The organism is Cupriavidus basilensis, assembly GCF_000876015.1.
Taxonomy (GTDB): Bacteria; Pseudomonadota; Gammaproteobacteria; order Burkholderiales; family Burkholderiaceae; genus Cupriavidus; species Cupriavidus basilensis_B.
Map to the genome: position 1 here is coordinate 1 of NZ_BBQM01000035.1, position 14,627 is coordinate 14,627.

The 14,627-nt window shown below is 72.4% G+C and carries 10 protein-coding genes; 7 read left to right on the forward strand and 3 right to left on the reverse strand.

All coding sequences use genetic code 11. From position 1 onward, the window contains the following. The first annotated feature begins 114 nt into the window (after nt 1-114). From KF708C_RS33215 to KF708C_RS33230, 4 genes are all read left to right on the forward strand, one after another. Nucleotides 115-1,713 (forward strand): 3'-5' exonuclease family protein, encoded by a 1,599-nt coding sequence (locus KF708C_RS33215; RefSeq protein WP_059416039.1) that lies wholly within the window; start codon nt 115-117, stop codon nt 1,711-1,713. Nucleotides 1,714-2,045: 332 nt separating this feature from the next. After that, nucleotides 2,046-3,578 (forward strand): amidase, encoded by a 1,533-nt coding sequence (locus KF708C_RS33220; protein WP_059416040.1) that lies wholly within the window; start codon nt 2,046-2,048, stop codon nt 3,576-3,578. A gap of 49 nt (nt 3,579-3,627) precedes the next feature. Further along, nucleotides 3,628-4,959 carry an MFS transporter gene (locus KF708C_RS33225; protein ID WP_020205395.1) on the forward strand — a complete coding sequence of 444 codons (1,332 nt, stop codon included), beginning with the start codon at nt 3,628-3,630 and terminating at the stop codon, nt 4,957-4,959. Nucleotides 4,960-5,042: 83 nt separating this feature from the next. Further along, nucleotides 5,043-5,501 carry a hypothetical protein gene (locus KF708C_RS33230; RefSeq protein WP_059416042.1) on the forward strand — a complete coding sequence of 153 codons (459 nt, stop codon included), beginning with the start codon at nt 5,043-5,045 and terminating at the stop codon, nt 5,499-5,501. Between the two features lie 49 nt (nt 5,502-5,550). Here the strand turns inward: KF708C_RS33230 and KF708C_RS33235 are convergent, their stop codons facing one another. Continuing rightward, the gene (locus KF708C_RS33235; RefSeq protein WP_059416043.1) at nt 5,551-6,741 is read right to left on the reverse strand and encodes a citrate synthase family protein; all 1,191 of its coding nucleotides are present in this window, start codon (nt 6,739-6,741) and stop codon (nt 5,551-5,553) included. A 163-nt stretch (nt 6,742-6,904) separates the two neighbouring features. Here KF708C_RS33235 and KF708C_RS33240 point away from each other — a divergent pair, with 163 nt between their 5' ends. After that, nucleotides 6,905-8,353, forward strand: coding sequence for a CoA transferase (locus tag KF708C_RS33240; protein WP_059416045.1), 1,449 nt, complete (start codon nt 6,905-6,907; stop codon nt 8,351-8,353). Nucleotides 8,354-8,359: 6 nt separating this feature from the next. Here KF708C_RS33240 and KF708C_RS33245 read toward each other — a convergent pair whose 3' ends face one another. Further along, the gene (locus tag KF708C_RS33245; RefSeq protein WP_059416048.1) at nt 8,360-9,367 is read right to left on the reverse strand and encodes a Bug family tripartite tricarboxylate transporter substrate binding protein; all 1,008 of its coding nucleotides are present in this window, start codon (nt 9,365-9,367) and stop codon (nt 8,360-8,362) included. A gap of 331 nt (nt 9,368-9,698) precedes the next feature. Here KF708C_RS33245 and KF708C_RS33250 point away from each other — a divergent pair, with 331 nt between their 5' ends. Together KF708C_RS33250 and KF708C_RS33255 are read left to right on the forward strand one after the other, a co-directional pair. Beyond that, the gene (locus KF708C_RS33250) at nt 9,699-10,988 is read left to right on the forward strand and encodes an MASE1 domain-containing protein (RefSeq protein ID WP_059416050.1); all 1,290 of its coding nucleotides are present in this window, start codon (nt 9,699-9,701) and stop codon (nt 10,986-10,988) included. Next, nucleotides 10,985-12,202 (forward strand): alpha/beta fold hydrolase, encoded by a 1,218-nt coding sequence (locus KF708C_RS33255; protein ID WP_020205389.1) that lies wholly within the window; start codon nt 10,985-10,987, stop codon nt 12,200-12,202. The genes KF708C_RS33250 and KF708C_RS33255 overlap by 4 nt, the downstream gene beginning before the upstream one ends. 30 nt (nt 12,203-12,232) lie before the next feature. Here KF708C_RS33255 and KF708C_RS33260 read toward each other — a convergent pair whose 3' ends face one another. Continuing rightward, on the reverse strand, nt 12,233-14,578 hold the full coding sequence (locus tag KF708C_RS33260; RefSeq protein WP_231586658.1) for a patatin-like phospholipase family protein: 2,346 nt from the start codon (nt 14,576-14,578) through the stop codon (nt 12,233-12,235). Between the last annotated feature and the right edge of the window lie 49 nt (nt 14,579-14,627).

A 14,627-nucleotide genomic window follows, 5' to 3' on the forward strand; every position in this document is an offset into this window, starting at 1 on the left:
GGCAAGCGTTTTCTGCAAATTCCACAAGATTCTTTGTGACGCCGTGATGAAGTGCCGAAGTGCCGGCCGCCGGCCCGGGCGCTGCCGCGCAGCCCCTTCCATTAGAATCGCCGGATGCAAGCCCTTTCCTCCTCCGAACCGCCAGACCAGCCGGCCGGCACGCCGCGGCACCTGGATGCGCAGGCCCTGGCCGCCGCCCTCTCCCGTCCCATCGTCTTCGTCGACCTGGAGACCACGGGCGCGGACGCCACCCGCGACCGCATCACCGAGATCGGCGTGGTCGAGGTCGGGCCGGATGGCATTGTCGAGTGGGATACGCTGGTCGCGCCCGGCGTCGGCATTCCGCCCTTCATCCAGCAGCTCACCGGCATCACCGACGTCATGGTGCAGGGCCAGCCGCGCTTCGAGGATCTCGCGGAAGACCTGGCGGAGCGGTTGCAGGGCAAGCTCTTCGTCGCCCACAACGCGCGCTTCGACTATGGCTTCCTGAAGAACGAGTTCCGCCGCGCCGGCATCACCTTCCGCGCCGACGTGCTGTGCACGCTGCGCCTGTCGCGCTCGCTGTTCCCGTCGGTGACGCGCCACGGCCTCGATGCGCTGATCGCCCGCTTCGGCCTGGAACCCAAGGGCCGCCACCGCGCACTGGCCGATGCCGAGCTGCTGTGGCAGTTCTGGCAGAAGATCCACGGCCTGTACAGCGTCGAACTGGTCGAGTCCGCCGTGCGCTCGCTGGTCAAGCGCGCGAGCCTGCCCGCCGGCCTGGAGGAAACCGCGCTGGACGACGTGCCCGACACCCCCGGCATCTATCTCTTCTATGGCGACCAGGACCTGCCGCTCTATATAGGGAAGAGCATCCACCTGCGCCAGCGCATCGGCGCGCATTTTTCGGGCGACCACCGCGCCGCGCTGGAAATGCGCCTGGCCCGCGCGGTGCGGCGCGTCGAATGGCGCGAGACCGGCGACGAAACCGGGGCGCTGCTGCTCGAAGCCCGGCTCATCAAGCAGATGCAGCCGCTGCACAACCGCATGCTGCGCCAGAACGCCGCGCTGTTCGCCTGGGAACTGCCGCCGGGCCTGAGCGCGCCGCTGCTGCGCTCGGACCGCGATACCGACTTCGCCCGCCACCCCAATCTGTATGGCGCGTTCGCCAGCCGCGCCGGCGCCGAGGCGCGCCTGACCGAACTGGCGCAGGACCACGAACTCTGCCAGGCGGCGCTGACGCTGGAAAAACCGGCCCGGCGCGGCCTGCCCTGCTTCGCCCGCCAGCTCCACCGCTGCCGCGGCGCGTGCACCGGCGAGGAAGCGCTGGCGGATCATCGCGAACGGATGGCGACCGCGCTCGCCGGCCTCGCGCTGCAACCCTGGCCGTTTGCCAGCGCGGTGGCATGGCGCGAGCAGGACAGCGCGCGCTCCTGGTGGCATGTCCTGGAGAACTGGTGTTATCTCGGCTCGGTGTCCACGCTCGAAGAGGCGCCCGCGCTGCTGGCCGGGCCGGCCCGCTTCGACCTCGATACCTACCAGATCCTGGCGCCAAGGCTGGCGGACCTGCTGGCCGGCGCCATCGCGCTGGAGCCCGTGCGGCAATTCACGCTGGAGCCGCCCGCGCCGCCGGCACGGATCTCCTCCGACCGCGGCACCGCGCCGGCGGCCGGCCCGCGCCGCCGCAAACTGGCCAGCCCGGACCAGCAAACCCTGTCCTTCCCCGAACAATAAGTAGTAGCCCGGCAACGCACGACGGCCGCCCCGCGCGGTTGCGGTGCCGGCGCCGGCCGATCTGGCCGCGCTGACCTCACAGTCAAACGGTATACCAAATAAGCCGAAATCGCGCCCAATCGCGGGGCATGCGATGGCCTGCACGCGCGCATCCAACCCCGTTTTTGTGCCGCCAGATCCCGCATTGCACCAAAACGCGGCCCGTTCCGCCGCATTCCACATTCGTCTTGCGCTTCGCATTTCTGTGAATATAGTATACCGATTTTCGCCATAACCTCCCCAAGCCCCCAACCCGCGCCAGCCATCCGCGGGTCTACAAGACGGAGTGCAGCGTGACGCGGCAAGACATTGCGAGCATCGACCCCGACCCGGCGGACCTCCGCTTCCTGCCGGCCTGGCGGGCAGCCGAGCTGCTGGCCGGCGGCCAGGTCAGCGCCGAGGACCTGGTCGACGCGTGCGAGGCCGCCTACGAGGCCTGGCATGCCGGCATCAACGCCATCGTGCTGACGGACTTTCCCGCCGCGCGGGCCGCGGCGCGGGCCAGCGACCAGCGCCGCCGCGAGGGCCGCGCGCTCGGCGCGCTGGACGGCATCCCGTTCTCGGTCAAGGAATCCTTCGACGTGGCCGGCTGGCCGACCACCTGCGGCAGCCCCGCCCAGCGCGGCAACATCGCCACCGGCGACGCCGCCGTGGTCGAGCGCCTGCGCGCGGCCGGCGCCGTGCTGCTGGGCAAGACCAACGTGCCGATCGGCCTGCGCGACTGGCAGAGCTACAACGCCATCTACGGCACCACGCGCAACCCGCACGACCCCGCCCGCACGCCGGGCGGCTCCTCGGGCGGCAGCGCCGCCGCGGTCTGCGCCGGCATGAGCTTCTTCGACGTGGGCTCGGACATCGGCTCCTCGCTGCGCAACCCGGCGCACTACTGCGGCGTGTTCTCGCACAAGAGCAGCCACGGCCTGATTCCGCTGCGCGGCCACGGCATCGGCCGCACTTATGGCGAGCAGGACATCAACGTGGCCGGGCCGCTGGCGCGCAGCGCGCGCGACCTGGAACTGCTGCTGCACGCGCTGGCCGGCCCCGACGGCAGCGAGGCACTGGCCTACCGGCTCAGCCTGCCGCCCTGCGACAAGCGCGCGCTGGCCGATTTCCGTGTCGCCGTGCTGCCCAGCCATCCGCTGTGCGAGGCCGACGCCGAAGTCAGCGGCCAGATCGAGACGCTGGGCCGCTGGCTGGAGGCGCAAGGCGCCCACGTGCGCTGGAACGTGCGCCCCGATTTCGACGCCGCCGCCCTGTGGCACACCTACGTGCTGATGCTGCGCGCTACCACCTCGGTCCACATGGACGACTCCGCCTTCGACGCCGCGCTGGCCCGCGCCGCCGCCGTGACCTCCAGCGCGCCGGACAACCACGATTACGCCACGCTGCAATTCACCGGCGCCGGCATCCGCCACCGCCAGTGGCTGCAGCTGCAGCAGGCGCGCGCCGGCTTCGCCCAGGCCTGGCAGCGTTTCTTCGACGATTTCGACGTGCTGCTGTGCCCGGCTGCCGCCACCACCGCCTTCGCGCTGGACGAGGCCGGCGAGCCGTGGCAGCGCACGCTCCAGGTCAACGGCCGCGCGCTGCCGCTCACCAGCCAGTTGTTCTGGGCCGGCCATTCCGGCCTGTGCGGCCTGCCGTCGACGGTGGCCCCGATCGGCCCGGGCGGCAGCGGCCTGCCGGTAGGCGTGCAGATCGTGGCCGGGCGCTTCGCCGACCTGACCTCGCTGCGTTTCGCCCAGTTGCTCGAAGCGGCGGGTTTCGCCTTCCGGCCGCCGCCGGCGCATTCCGGCACGGTGCCGCGCGCTCCGACGCGACAAGACTGACGACCCCCATCCACCAATAAGCAAAGACAGGCACAGACAAGGAGCGAGCATGCTGGACTGGTTCAAGGATCTATCCAAGATGGAGCGCAAGGGTTTCTACGGCGCGTTCCTCGGCCATGCAGTCGACGTGTTCGACTTCATGATCTATTCCTTCCTCATCTCGACGCTGCTCGCGCAGTGGGGCATGAGCAAGTCCACGGCCGGCGCCATCGTCACCTGGACGCTGGTGTCGTCGCTGGTGGGCGCCATCGGCGCGGGCATCCTGGCCGACCGCTACGGCCGCGTGCGCGTGCTGCGCTGGACCATCGTGGTGTTCGCGCTGGCCTGCTTCCTGTGCGGGCTGGCCAATTCGCCCGAGCAGTTGATGCTCTTCCGCATGCTGCAGGGCCTGGGCTTCGGCGGCGAATCCTCGCTGTGCATGGTGCTGGTGACGGAGATGATCCGCAACCCGGCGCACCGCGGCAAATACTCCGGCTTCGCGGCCAGCAGCTATTCGTTCGGCTGGGGCGCGGCGGCCATCGCCTACGCCGTCACCTTCAGCCTGTTCCCGGCCGAGACCGCCTGGCGCGTCTGCTTCTTCCTCGGCATCCTGCCCGCGCTGGTGGTGATCTACCTGCGGCGCAACCTGGAAGAGCCGGAAATCTTCGTCAAGAGCCAGGCCGAGCGCGCCGCGCACGGCGCCCCGTCGGCATGGCAGCAGCTCGCGCGGCTGGGCCGCCGGCCGCTGCTGGGCAAGACCATCCTGTGCAGCCTGCTGTCGGGCGGCATGCTGGGCGCCTACTACGCCATCGCCACCTGGCTGCCGACCTTCCTCAAGACCGAGCGCGGCCTGTCGGTGTTCGGCACCAGCTCCTACCTGGCCATGACCATCTTCGGCTCGCTGGTGGGCTACGTGGCCGGCGCCTATGCCACCGACCGCTGGGGCCGCCGCACCACCTACGTGGCCTTCGCCGCGGGCGCCTTCGTCATGGCGCTGGTCTACATGGTGATCCCGGTCTCGAACACCTCGATGCTGTTCCTCGGCTTCCCGCTCGGCGTGCTGATGCAGGGCGTGTTCGCCGGCATCGGCGCCACCATCTCCGAGTCCTATCCCAACGATATCCGCGCCACCGGCTACGGCGTCTCGTACAACGTCGGGCGCGTGATCGGCTCGCTGTTCCCGCTGTCGGTCGGCTGGCTCAGCACCGGCCGCACCTCGCTGCCGCTGGCCATCGCCATCGTGGCGGGGGTGGGCTACGCGCTGGTGATGGGCGCCGCGCTGCTGCTGCCGGAAACCAGCGGCATCGACCTGGGCCAGGCCGGTGGCGGCGACAGCGAGCACGAGCCGCCGGCCGAGCCCGTCCGGGCCATGCTGGCGCCGACTGTGGGCAAGCCCGCATAACGCGCGCGCGCCCGCTTGCCGGCGGGCACGGCGCTGCGCTAGTCTGCGCAACGGGGGGACACGCCTGCCCCCGTGGAGCCGCCATGCCCGCCGTCCGCCGCGCCCTTGCACCACCCTTGCCCCGCCGCCCGGCGGCGCGTTCCGGCGCGGCCCTCGCGGCTTTCGCCGCGCTCGCGCTGGGCGCCTGCGCCAGCCTCGAGCAATCGGCCATGCAGCGCATGCTGGATTCCTGGCAGTCCGCGCCGATCGAGCAGGCCAAGGAACAGTGGGGCCCGCCGCAGTCCGTGCAGGCGGTGCCCGGCGGCACCGCCTACCTGTGGACCGAGGAAGTGCCGCCGCCGCACCCGCCCGGGAGCGGCCCGCGCGACGCCCGCGTGCCCGCCTCGCCCGAGCCGGTGCCGCGGCCCGGCCAGTGCCAGCGCCGCCTGATCGCCGGCCCGAACGGCCTCGTCATCGGCGGCGACTGGTCCGGCAATGCCTGCTGCCTCGCCGCCGCCATCGGCCGCTGCGCGGAGCTGGCCAGGAAATCGGCCGGCACCTGAACGCCCGCGCCCCTCGCACGCCGGGCTGGCGCATCCGGTCCACCGCCGTCTAGCTGGCGGCTTCCGGGCGCGGCCCCACGTAGGCCGCGCGCGGGCGGATCAGCGCATCGCCGGCGCGCTGCTCCAGCGCGTGCGCGATCCAGCCGACCGAGCGGCCCAGCGCGAACATGCCGAATGCGGCGCCGGGCGGCAGCCGCAGATGCCGGCGCACGGCCACCAGCGCGAAGTCCACCGAGGGCCGCTGGCCGGACAGGCCGTAGGCCACGTCGATGATCTCCTGCCATTCGGGGTGATGCGCCAGCGTGCGCGCGAGCAGGCCGAACGCGCGCACGTCGCCGGCGGGATAGAGATGGTGGCCGAAGCCCGGCAGGTCCTCGCCGCGCGCCAGCCGCTCGCGCAGCCGGGCCTCGGGCGGCGCGCCGGCCAGCGCATCCCACAGCGCCTCCACGCGCGCGGTGGCGCCGCCGTGCCGGCCGCCGGTCAGCGCGGCCAGCCCGCCCACCACCGACGCGCGCAGGCTGGCGCCGGTCGAGGCCACGCAGCGCGCGGTGAAGCTCGACGCATTCAGCTCATGGTCCGCGCACAGCACCAACGCCATGCGGATCAGGTCGGCGCCGGCCTCGTCCACGCCCCAGGCGCTCGCGCATTGCCGGTGCACCGGCGTGGCGGCCGGCGCGGTGCCCAGCAGGCACGCCGCCAGCAGCCGCACCAGCGCGCCGCAGCCCGCGGCCAGCCGCGCCGGCGACTTCTGCCATTGCGCGGTGTCGTCGTCATGGCTGGCGACGGTAAACAGCGGCAGCAGCGCTTCCTCGCTGCGGTGCCCGGCGAAGGCCGCCCGCAGCGCGGCGAGATGCGCGGGCGCGGCCGGCGCGGCGGCACCGAAGGCGGCCGGCTCCGGGCACTGCCACAGCAGCGCGCCCAGCGCCTCCAGCGTGACCGACTCCGACAGCGCCGCGGCATCGCAGCCGCGGTAATACAGGCAGCCGTCCTCGATCAGCGTGATGCCCGACTCCAGCACCGGCAAACCCCAGCTCAGCGTGGCCTTGGCCACCTCGCGCGGCTTGCGCCCGCGCGTGCGCTGGCCGGCCAGTTGCTCCACGTCCGCCGCCAGGTAGCGGCTTTCGCGCGGGGTCTCGCCGTCGTGCGCGTGCAGCAGGCCGCGGCTGACGTAGGCGTAGAGCGTCTGGCGGGACACGCCGAGCCGGGCGGCGGCCTCGGCCGAGGAGAGGTAGCGGGACATGTGGCGCGTGAACGGGGGTGAATGGGGGGTGAACGGGCGGCGATGGGCAATGACTTGATTAAGTTAATCAATATTGACTATTAAAACAAGCGGCCTATCCTGCAAGGCACTGGCCGCCAGCCCGATCAACGATCCGCAACGATCCATCAGAGTGACTCCCGTCATGTCTTCACACGCACCTGCCGCGCCCGCCGCAGCAACTTCCGCCGCGCTTTCTTCCACCTCTTCCAACCTTGCCCCCGGCCCGGCCGCCGCCGCCATCCTGCGCGAGACCTGGGCCGGCGTGCACGGCGACCCCGCCTGGCTGGAGCGGCTGGACTGGAGCGGCGGCGGCAGCCTGCCGTCGGTCTTCCCGGTCACCGAACTGGCCGCCGCCACCGCCGGCGCCGCCAGCCTCGCGGTGGCCGAACTGATCCACGCGGCCAGCGGGCAGGCGCCGCGGGCCGGCGTCGACCAGCGCCTGGCTTCGCTGTGGTTCGGCACCTCGCTGCGCCCGCAAGGCTGGGAAGTGCCGCCGCAATGGGATACCGTGGCCGGCGACTACCGCGCCGCGGACGGCTGGATCCGCCTGCACACCAACGCGCCGCACCACCGCGCGGCGGCGCTGGGCGTGCTCGGCGTGCCCGCCGACAAGGCGGCGGTGGCGAAGGCCGTGGCCGGCTGGGAAGCGAACGCGCTCGAAGCGGCGGTGGTCGGCAACGGCGGCTGCGCCGCGGCCATGCGTTCCGCCGCGGACTGGGCCACGCACCCGCAGGGGCTGGCGATTAGCCGAGAGCCGCTGCTGCACTGGACCGACTTCGACGCCGGCGCCGCGCGCCAACATGCGTTCACGCGCGAGCGCCCGCTGCAGGGCATCCGCGTGCTGGACCTGACCCGCATCCTGGCCGGCCCGGTCGCCACGCGCTTCCTGGCCGGCTTCGGCGCCGACGTGCTGCGCATCGACCCGCCCGGCTGGGAGGAACCCAACACCGTGCCCGAGGTGGTGCTCGGCAAGCGCTGCGCGCGCCTCGACCTCAAACGCGGCGAAGACCTGCAAATCCTGGAAGGCCTGCTGCGCCAGGCCGACGTGATGGTGCACGGCTACCGCGCCGACGCGCTGGCCCGCCTGGGGCTCGACGCGCGGCGGCGGCGCGAGCTCAACCCGGGACTGGTCGACATCTCGCTGGACGCCTACGGCTGGAGCGGCCCGTGGCAGCACCGGCGCGGCTTCGACAGCCTGGTGCAGATGAGCAGCGGCATCGCCGAGGCCGGCATGCGCCAGCGCGGCCTGGACCGCCCGGGCCCGCTGCCGGTGCAGGCCATCGACCATGCCACCGGCTACCTGCTGGCCACCGCGGCCGTGCGCGGGCTGTCGCGGCGGCTGGCCACGGGCGCCGGCTGCCAGGTGCGCGCCTCGCTGGCGCGCACTGCCCAACTGCTGCTGTCGAACGCCGGGCTGGCGCGCGACACCGCGCCGCTGGCCCCGGAAAGCCAGGCCGACATGGCCGGGCAGGTGGAAGCCACCTCCTGGGGCCCGGCGCGGCGCGTCCGGCCGCCGGTGACGGTGGCGGGCGCCCCGGTGCACTGGGCGCGCCCGGCCGGCGCGCTCGGCAGCGCGGCCGCCGCGTGGTGACGCGGCTCAGTCGATCTTCGCGCCCGAGGCCTTGACCGCCTGCCCCCAGCGCTTCTGCTCGGCGGCGATGGTCTGGCCGAAGGCTTCCGGCCCCTGCCAGGCCGGCTCCGCGCCCTGCTGCTCGAGCTTGGCGCGGGTGTCGGCATCGGCCAGCACGGTCTGCAGCGCGCCGGAAACCTTCGCCACCACCTCCTTCGGCGTGCCGGCCGGCGCCAGCATGCCGTAGAAGCCGACCACCTCGAAGTTCTTCAGGCCGGCCTCGTCCATCGTCGGCACGTCCGGCAGCGCGGGCGAGCGCTGCCGCGACGTCACCGCCAGCGCGCGCACCTTGCCGGCCTTGATGTACGGCGTGAACAGCGGGATCGAGTCGGCCATCATCTGCGCCTGGCCGCCCATCACGTCGGTCAGCGCCGGCGCGCTGCCCTTGTACGGGATATGGACGATGAAGGTGCCGGAGGCCTGCTTGAACATCTCCGGCATCAGGTGCGAGATGCCGCCGTTGCCGCCCGAGGCGAAGTTGAGCTTGCCCGGGTTGGCGCGCGCGTAGGCGATGAACTCCTTCAGGTTGCGCGCCGGCACGTTGTTGTTGACCACCATCACCAGCGGGATCAGCGCGGTGCGCGCCACCGGGGCGAAGTCGCGCGGCATGGCGTAGGGCAGCTTCGGGTAGAGCGAGCCGTTGATGGCCATCTGGCCGGTATTGGCCAGCAGCAGCGTGTAGCCGTCCGGCGCCGCCTTGGCCACGGCGTCCGAGCCGAGGTTGCCGGCCGCGCCGGCCTTGTAGTCCAGCACCACCGACTGGCCCAGGATGGGCTGGAGCTTCTCGGCCAGGATGCGGGCATGGGTGTCGACCGGCCCGCCGGGCGGGAAGCCCACCACCAGCCGGATCGGCTTGTCCGGCCACGCGGCCGCGGCCGGCGCCGCGGCCAGCGCGCCAGCCAGCAGGACAGGCAGTAGAACAGGCAGCGCCAACCTATGGGACAGGAATCGTGGTTTTGCCGCGAATTTTGCCATTTTGTCGTTTCTCCTCGTTTATATTTCGGCCTCGGTCTGTCAGCCTGTGCCTGCGCCGGAACGGCGCGGAAAAGCGCGGCGGGCGCCGCCCCTTCCGGGTCGCGCCCGCCCGCTAATGTGACGATTTTATGACAATCCGCCGGTCCCGCCAGTGCATTCCGGCCCGACGAACCGCCCGGCGGATGCGCGGGCGCGTCAGCCATCCGCGCGCCTGGCGCGTTCAGGTAGCGGCAGGCCGCCGTGCAGGGCACGGCGGCGCCAGTCCGGCCGGCCCCGCTCCCCTGTCGGCATCCCCCCATCGGTGCCCGGGCCAAAGCCAAGGAAAGCCAACGTGAATGCAAGCAACCGCGCCGTCATCCTGTTCCTGTGGGCGGCACTCTATTTCTGCTCGGGCTACGTCTCGCACCAGCTCAACGGGCCGTTCTACGCCACCGGCTACATCTGGCTGCCGGCCGGCGTGACCACGGCCGCGTTCATGCTGCGGCCGATGCCGCGCTGGCTGCCGGTCGGGCTGGCCTTCTTCGCCGCGCAACTGCTGCTGGGCTGGGTCGAGGGGCGCGACACGCTGCGCCTGGTCCTGTTCTCGCTCGACGAGATCGGCTTTGCCGCGCTCGGCGTGGCGCTGGTGCGGCGCGCGCAGTTCTCGCTCGAGGGGCTGGTGTTCGTGCGCGCGCTGCTGATCGCCGGCGTGGCCAGCAGCGCGGCCAGCGCGGCGGTGGGCGCGGCGTGGTTCCTGCTGCTGCAGGACGTGCCGTTCTGGCGCACCTGGCGCGTGTGGGCCGCGGCCGACCTGGTCGGCGTGCTGATCGTGCTGCCGGTGCTGGCGGGCTGGTCGCGCTTCCGCGCCGCGCGCTCGGGCGGCATGAGCCGCGCCGACTTCCTCTCCGGCCTGGGCGCCTTCGCGGCGCTGGCGCTGACCGCCTTCTTCATCTTCGACCACCGCATCCTGCTGCCGGTCCAAAGCGGCGTGGCCTTCGCGCTGACCTATATCCCGCTGTTCCTGGCCGCCGTGGTGACGCTGCTGTGGGGCGGCCGGGGCGGCTCGGTGGCGGTGGCCATCCTGGCGCTGTTCGTGCTCTACAACACCAGCCAGGGCGACGGCCCGTTCGCCGAGCGCTCGCTCAACCACGGCCGCTCGCTGCTGGAGGCGCAGCTCTACCTGGCCGTGGCCGCGCTGCTCACGCTGCTGATCAGCACGCTGCGCACCAGCCGCGAGCAGCTGCTGGCGCAATCGGCGCGCAGCCAGAACGACGTCAAGCTGGCGCTGGCCGCCAGCGCGCAGCTGGTCTACTGCCTCGACCCGCGCAGCGGCACGCTGCGCTGGAGCGGCGACCTCGCCGGCCTGCTGGGCGTGCGCGAGGACGCCTTCCGCAACCTCGACGACGTGCTGGCCCACGTGCACGACGACGACCGCGCGCAGGTGCGCGGGCGCTGGCTGCGCGAGAGCGACGGCGAGCAGCGCACCGACATGCTGTTCAAGCTGATGCTGCCGGCCGGCAGCAGTACCCTGGTGCTGGACATGAGCGGCCCGCTGCTCGACGGCGACGAGTCGGTCGCGGTGATCGCCGGCGCGTGGCGCCTGCAGCCCGCCGACGTGCTCGAGGAGCGCGACGCAGCATGACGGCACCCGCGGGCGGCGGCACCGGCGCGCTGCTCATCCACGGCCTGGGCGGCACCCAGTTCGACCTCGGCCCGATGCACAAGGCCCTGCGGCGCGCCGGGGTGGAGACCCACGCCGTGACGCTGCCCGGCCACGCCGGCAGCCCCGAGGACCTGGTGCCGGTGCGCGCCGAGCAATGGCTCGACGCGGTCGCGCAGGCCTACGACGAGCTGGCGCCGCAATACGAGACCTTCCACGTGCTGGGCATGTGCATGGGCGCGCTGCTGGCGCTGGCCGTGTGCGAGCGCCGCCAGCACCGCAAGGGCCGCCTGGTGATGCTGGCCGCGCCGGTCTACATCGACGGCTGGTCCACGCCGTGGTACCGCGCGCTGCGCCACGTGGTCTACCGCATCCCCATGCTGCCCGCGCGCATGCGCGTGGACGAGGACGAGCCGTTCGGCATCAAGAACGACCTGGTGCGCGCCATCGTCAAGGCCAAGTTCGAGCGCGGCGACAACTTCCACTACCGCTGGGTGCCGCTGTCCTGCATCCACCAGGTGGACCGGCTGCGCGGCTGGGTGCTGCGCGGCGCCGGCCGCATCGCCTGCCCCACGCTGGTGGTGCACGCGCGCGAGGACGAGCTCACCAGCGTGCGCTCGGCCGACTTCCTCGAAGCCACCGTGCCGGACGTGCGCAAGGTGGTGGTGGAGAACAGCTACCACATGATCTGCGTCGACAACGACCGCGAAGAGGTGGTTGCCAGCGTGCTGGCCTTCCTCGGCTTCGATCCCGAGCGCGCGCGCCGCCGCGCGCGCGCCACCGTGGAAGTGCCGATGAGCGGGGAAGCCGTCGCCGCGGTGGTCGGCGAATACCTGCAGGCGCTCACCAGCGGCCACTTCGAGGCGATCTTCCCGCTGCTCGAGCCCGGCGTGCGCTGGCGCCACCACGGTGAGCCGCCGCTGGCGGGCAGCTACGACGACCGCGACGCGGTGATCGCCATGTTCGCCCGGCTCGACGCGCTCGCGGGCAAGACCGTGCGCGTCGCCGTCGGCGCGCCGCCGCGCATCGACGGCGCCAGCGTCGAGATCGACCTGGAAGCCAGCTCGGTGATGGAAGGCGTGCCGCGCCACAGCCGCGGCACGCAGACCCTGCGCCTGCGCAACGGCCGCATCGCGGCGGTCACGTTCCGCCCCGCCGGCGCGATCGCCGCCGACGCCCCGGCCGCCGCGCAGTGAGCGGCGCGGGCCGCGGGCCGGCCCGCGCGCCTAGAACACCCGGCCCAGTTGCAGGTACAGGTTCCACACCCCCTGCGGCGCCGCGGCGAAACCGAAGTACAGGGGACCGATCGCGCTGTTGCCGCCGATGAACAGGCTGGCGCTGGACTTGTACGGCCCGTTGCCGAAATTCCTGCGCCGCAGCCACACGTCGCCGGCCTCCAGGCTCGCGCCCACCACCGTGCTGCGCAGCCCCGGCAGGATGAACTCGCGCAGGTCGTTCAGGTAGGTCACGCGGCCGTACAGCAGGTAGTTGCCGGAGAACTGGTCCTGCGCGTAGGCCGAAAGATGCTGGAAGCCGCCCAGCGTGAAGCCCAGCCCGCCGCTGACGCTGTTGTCGCTGCGGTGGTCGCCGTAGGTGGTGGCCGCCTCGGCGGCCAGGTTCAGCGTGTGGCGGCCGTAGCTGGTGGCCCACAGCGCCCTGGCGTGGGCATCGTTGAAGCGGTTGTCGGCGCCGCCGAAGGCCAGCTCGTTGGTGGCCAGCAGGTAGTAGCCGGTGCGCGGGAACAGCGGGTCGTCGAGCTGGTCGATGGTGAGCTGCGAGCGCACCGTGGGCTGGCGCACGCGCCCGTGCGGGAACAGCCGCCCGCTGCCCACCGGCAGGTTGTAGGCCGCCGAGTAGTTGACCTGCTGGTAGTTGATGCCGGTGCGGAACTCGCCCAGCCGGCCCAGCGGCACGCCCAGGTCCAGCCCCGCCACCGCGGTGTCGATCTGGTAGGCGGTGAGCGGCGTGGTGTTGCGGTTGGGCGCGCTGTCGCCGTAGAGGTCCACGCGCTTGCGGCCGTACTCCGCGTAGGGCGCCACGTAGAAGCCGAGCCGGTCGAACACCGGCTGGCGCAGCTCGGTGTGCAGCCGGGCCTGGTTGCTGCCGAGCACGATGTCGTTGCGCCACTCCAGCCCGCCCGGCGTGATCCACGGATAGCGGTGCCCCAGGTTCAGGTTGAAGCCGCCCTGCCCGTTGAAGGTGTTGGACACGCCGAAGCCGAACAGCAGGAACTGCGGCCCCCACGATTTCTGCTGCGCCTGCACCTTCAGCACGTTGGCGCCGTTCTCGCTGACCAGCTCCTGCGTCACGCTCTCGAAATCGCCCGAGGTGGACAACTGCGCCATCTCGCGGTTGAGCGCCACCGCGTCGTAGGTGTCGCCCTCCTTCACGCCCAGGTACTTGCGCACGAAGCTGGCCGGGATGCGGCCCTTCGAGTCGATCTGGATGGCGTCGATGCGCGCCGGCCCGGCCACCGTGCGGCTGCCCTGGCGCGCCGCCAGGTAGGTCTGCCAGGCGCCGTCGGGCAGCGCCAGCGCCGCCAGCGCGGGCGCCGCCGCGCGCACCGCCGCCGCGCCGCCCTGGATGCCGTCGCTGGCGCGCGAGAAATCCGTGAACGACAGGTCGCCCAGTTGCGGCTCGATCAGCACGTCGCCGGGCTTGAGCCGCGCCTTCTGCGCGTCCACGTTCTGGTTCATCAGGATGGTGACCATCTGCTGCGTCACCGCCGCCGGCGAATCCAGCGTGGCGGGATCGTCCAGCGGCGAGCCCACGTTGACCGCGATGATCACGTCCGCGCCCATGTCGCGCGCCAGCTGCACCGGCAGGTTGCTGACCAGCCCGCCGTCGACCAGCACGCGCCCGCCCACGTCGATCGGGGCGAACAGGCCCGGCACCGCCACGCTGGCGCGGATCGCGCGCGGCAGCGAGCCGTGGTCCAGGATCACCGGCTTGCCGGTGCCGAGGTCGGTGGCGATGGTGCGGAACGGCGTCGGCAGCTTGTCGAACGAAGCGTCGGCCGGCAACTGCGCGGTCCAGTTCTGCAGCAGCGCCAGCAGGCGGTTGCCCTGCACCAGTCCGGTGGGCAGCTTGAGCTTGCCGCCGCCGTAGCCGGCCGAGATGCCGATCGGGTATTGCAGGTCGTCCTCGCGCTGCGCCTGCGGCAGCTCGGCGCGCTCGTTGCGGTCGAAGGCGATGTCGCTCAGGTTGATGTGCGACAGGCGCGCCTCCAGCTCGCCGGCCGGCAGCCCGCTGGCGTACAGCCCGCCCACCACCGCGCCCATGCTGGTCGCGGCCAGGCAGTCGATCGGCACGTGCATCTGCTCGAGCGCCTTGATCGCGCCGATATGCGCGTAGCCGCGCGCGCCGCCGCCGGACAGCACCAGGCACACGCGCGGGCGCTTGGCCGCGGCGCCGTGCCGCGCGTCTGGCTGCGTGCCTTGCTCCGCGGCCGCCTGCGCGGGCCGCGGCGCGGCCGCCAGCATCACCGCCAGCGCCAGCGCCAGCCGCAGCGCGGGAAAACCGTGTACCAGCGGCCACAGGCGGCGGGCCACGCTTGAGAGAGAGCGGAACATGGAGGCAACGGAGGCGGAACGGGGCAGCAACGGGATGACCACAACATGC

Coding starts and splice junctions, on each gene's coding strand:
- KF708C_RS33215 (WP_059416039.1), top strand. CDS start 115: ATGCAAGCCCTTTCCTCCTCCGAACCGCCAGACCAGCCGGCCGGCACG.
- KF708C_RS33225 (WP_020205395.1), top strand. CDS start 3,628: ATGCTGGACTGGTTCAAGGATCTATCCAAGATGGAGCGCAAGGGTTTC.
- KF708C_RS33230 (WP_059416042.1), top strand. CDS start 5,043: ATGCCCGCCGTCCGCCGCGCCCTTGCACCACCCTTGCCCCGCCGCCCG.
- KF708C_RS33235 (WP_059416043.1), bottom strand. CDS start 6,741: ATGTCCCGCTACCTCTCCTCGGCCGAGGCCGCCGCCCGGCTCGGCGTG.
- KF708C_RS33240 (WP_059416045.1), top strand. CDS start 6,905: ATGTCTTCACACGCACCTGCCGCGCCCGCCGCAGCAACTTCCGCCGCG.
- KF708C_RS33245 (WP_059416048.1), bottom strand. CDS start 9,367: ATGGCAAAATTCGCGGCAAAACCACGATTCCTGTCCCATAGGTTGGCG.
- KF708C_RS33255 (WP_020205389.1), top strand. CDS start 10,985: ATGACGGCACCCGCGGGCGGCGGCACCGGCGCGCTGCTCATCCACGGC.
- KF708C_RS33260 (WP_231586658.1), bottom strand. CDS start 14,578: ATGTTCCGCTCTCTCTCAAGCGTGGCCCGCCGCCTGTGGCCGCTGGTA.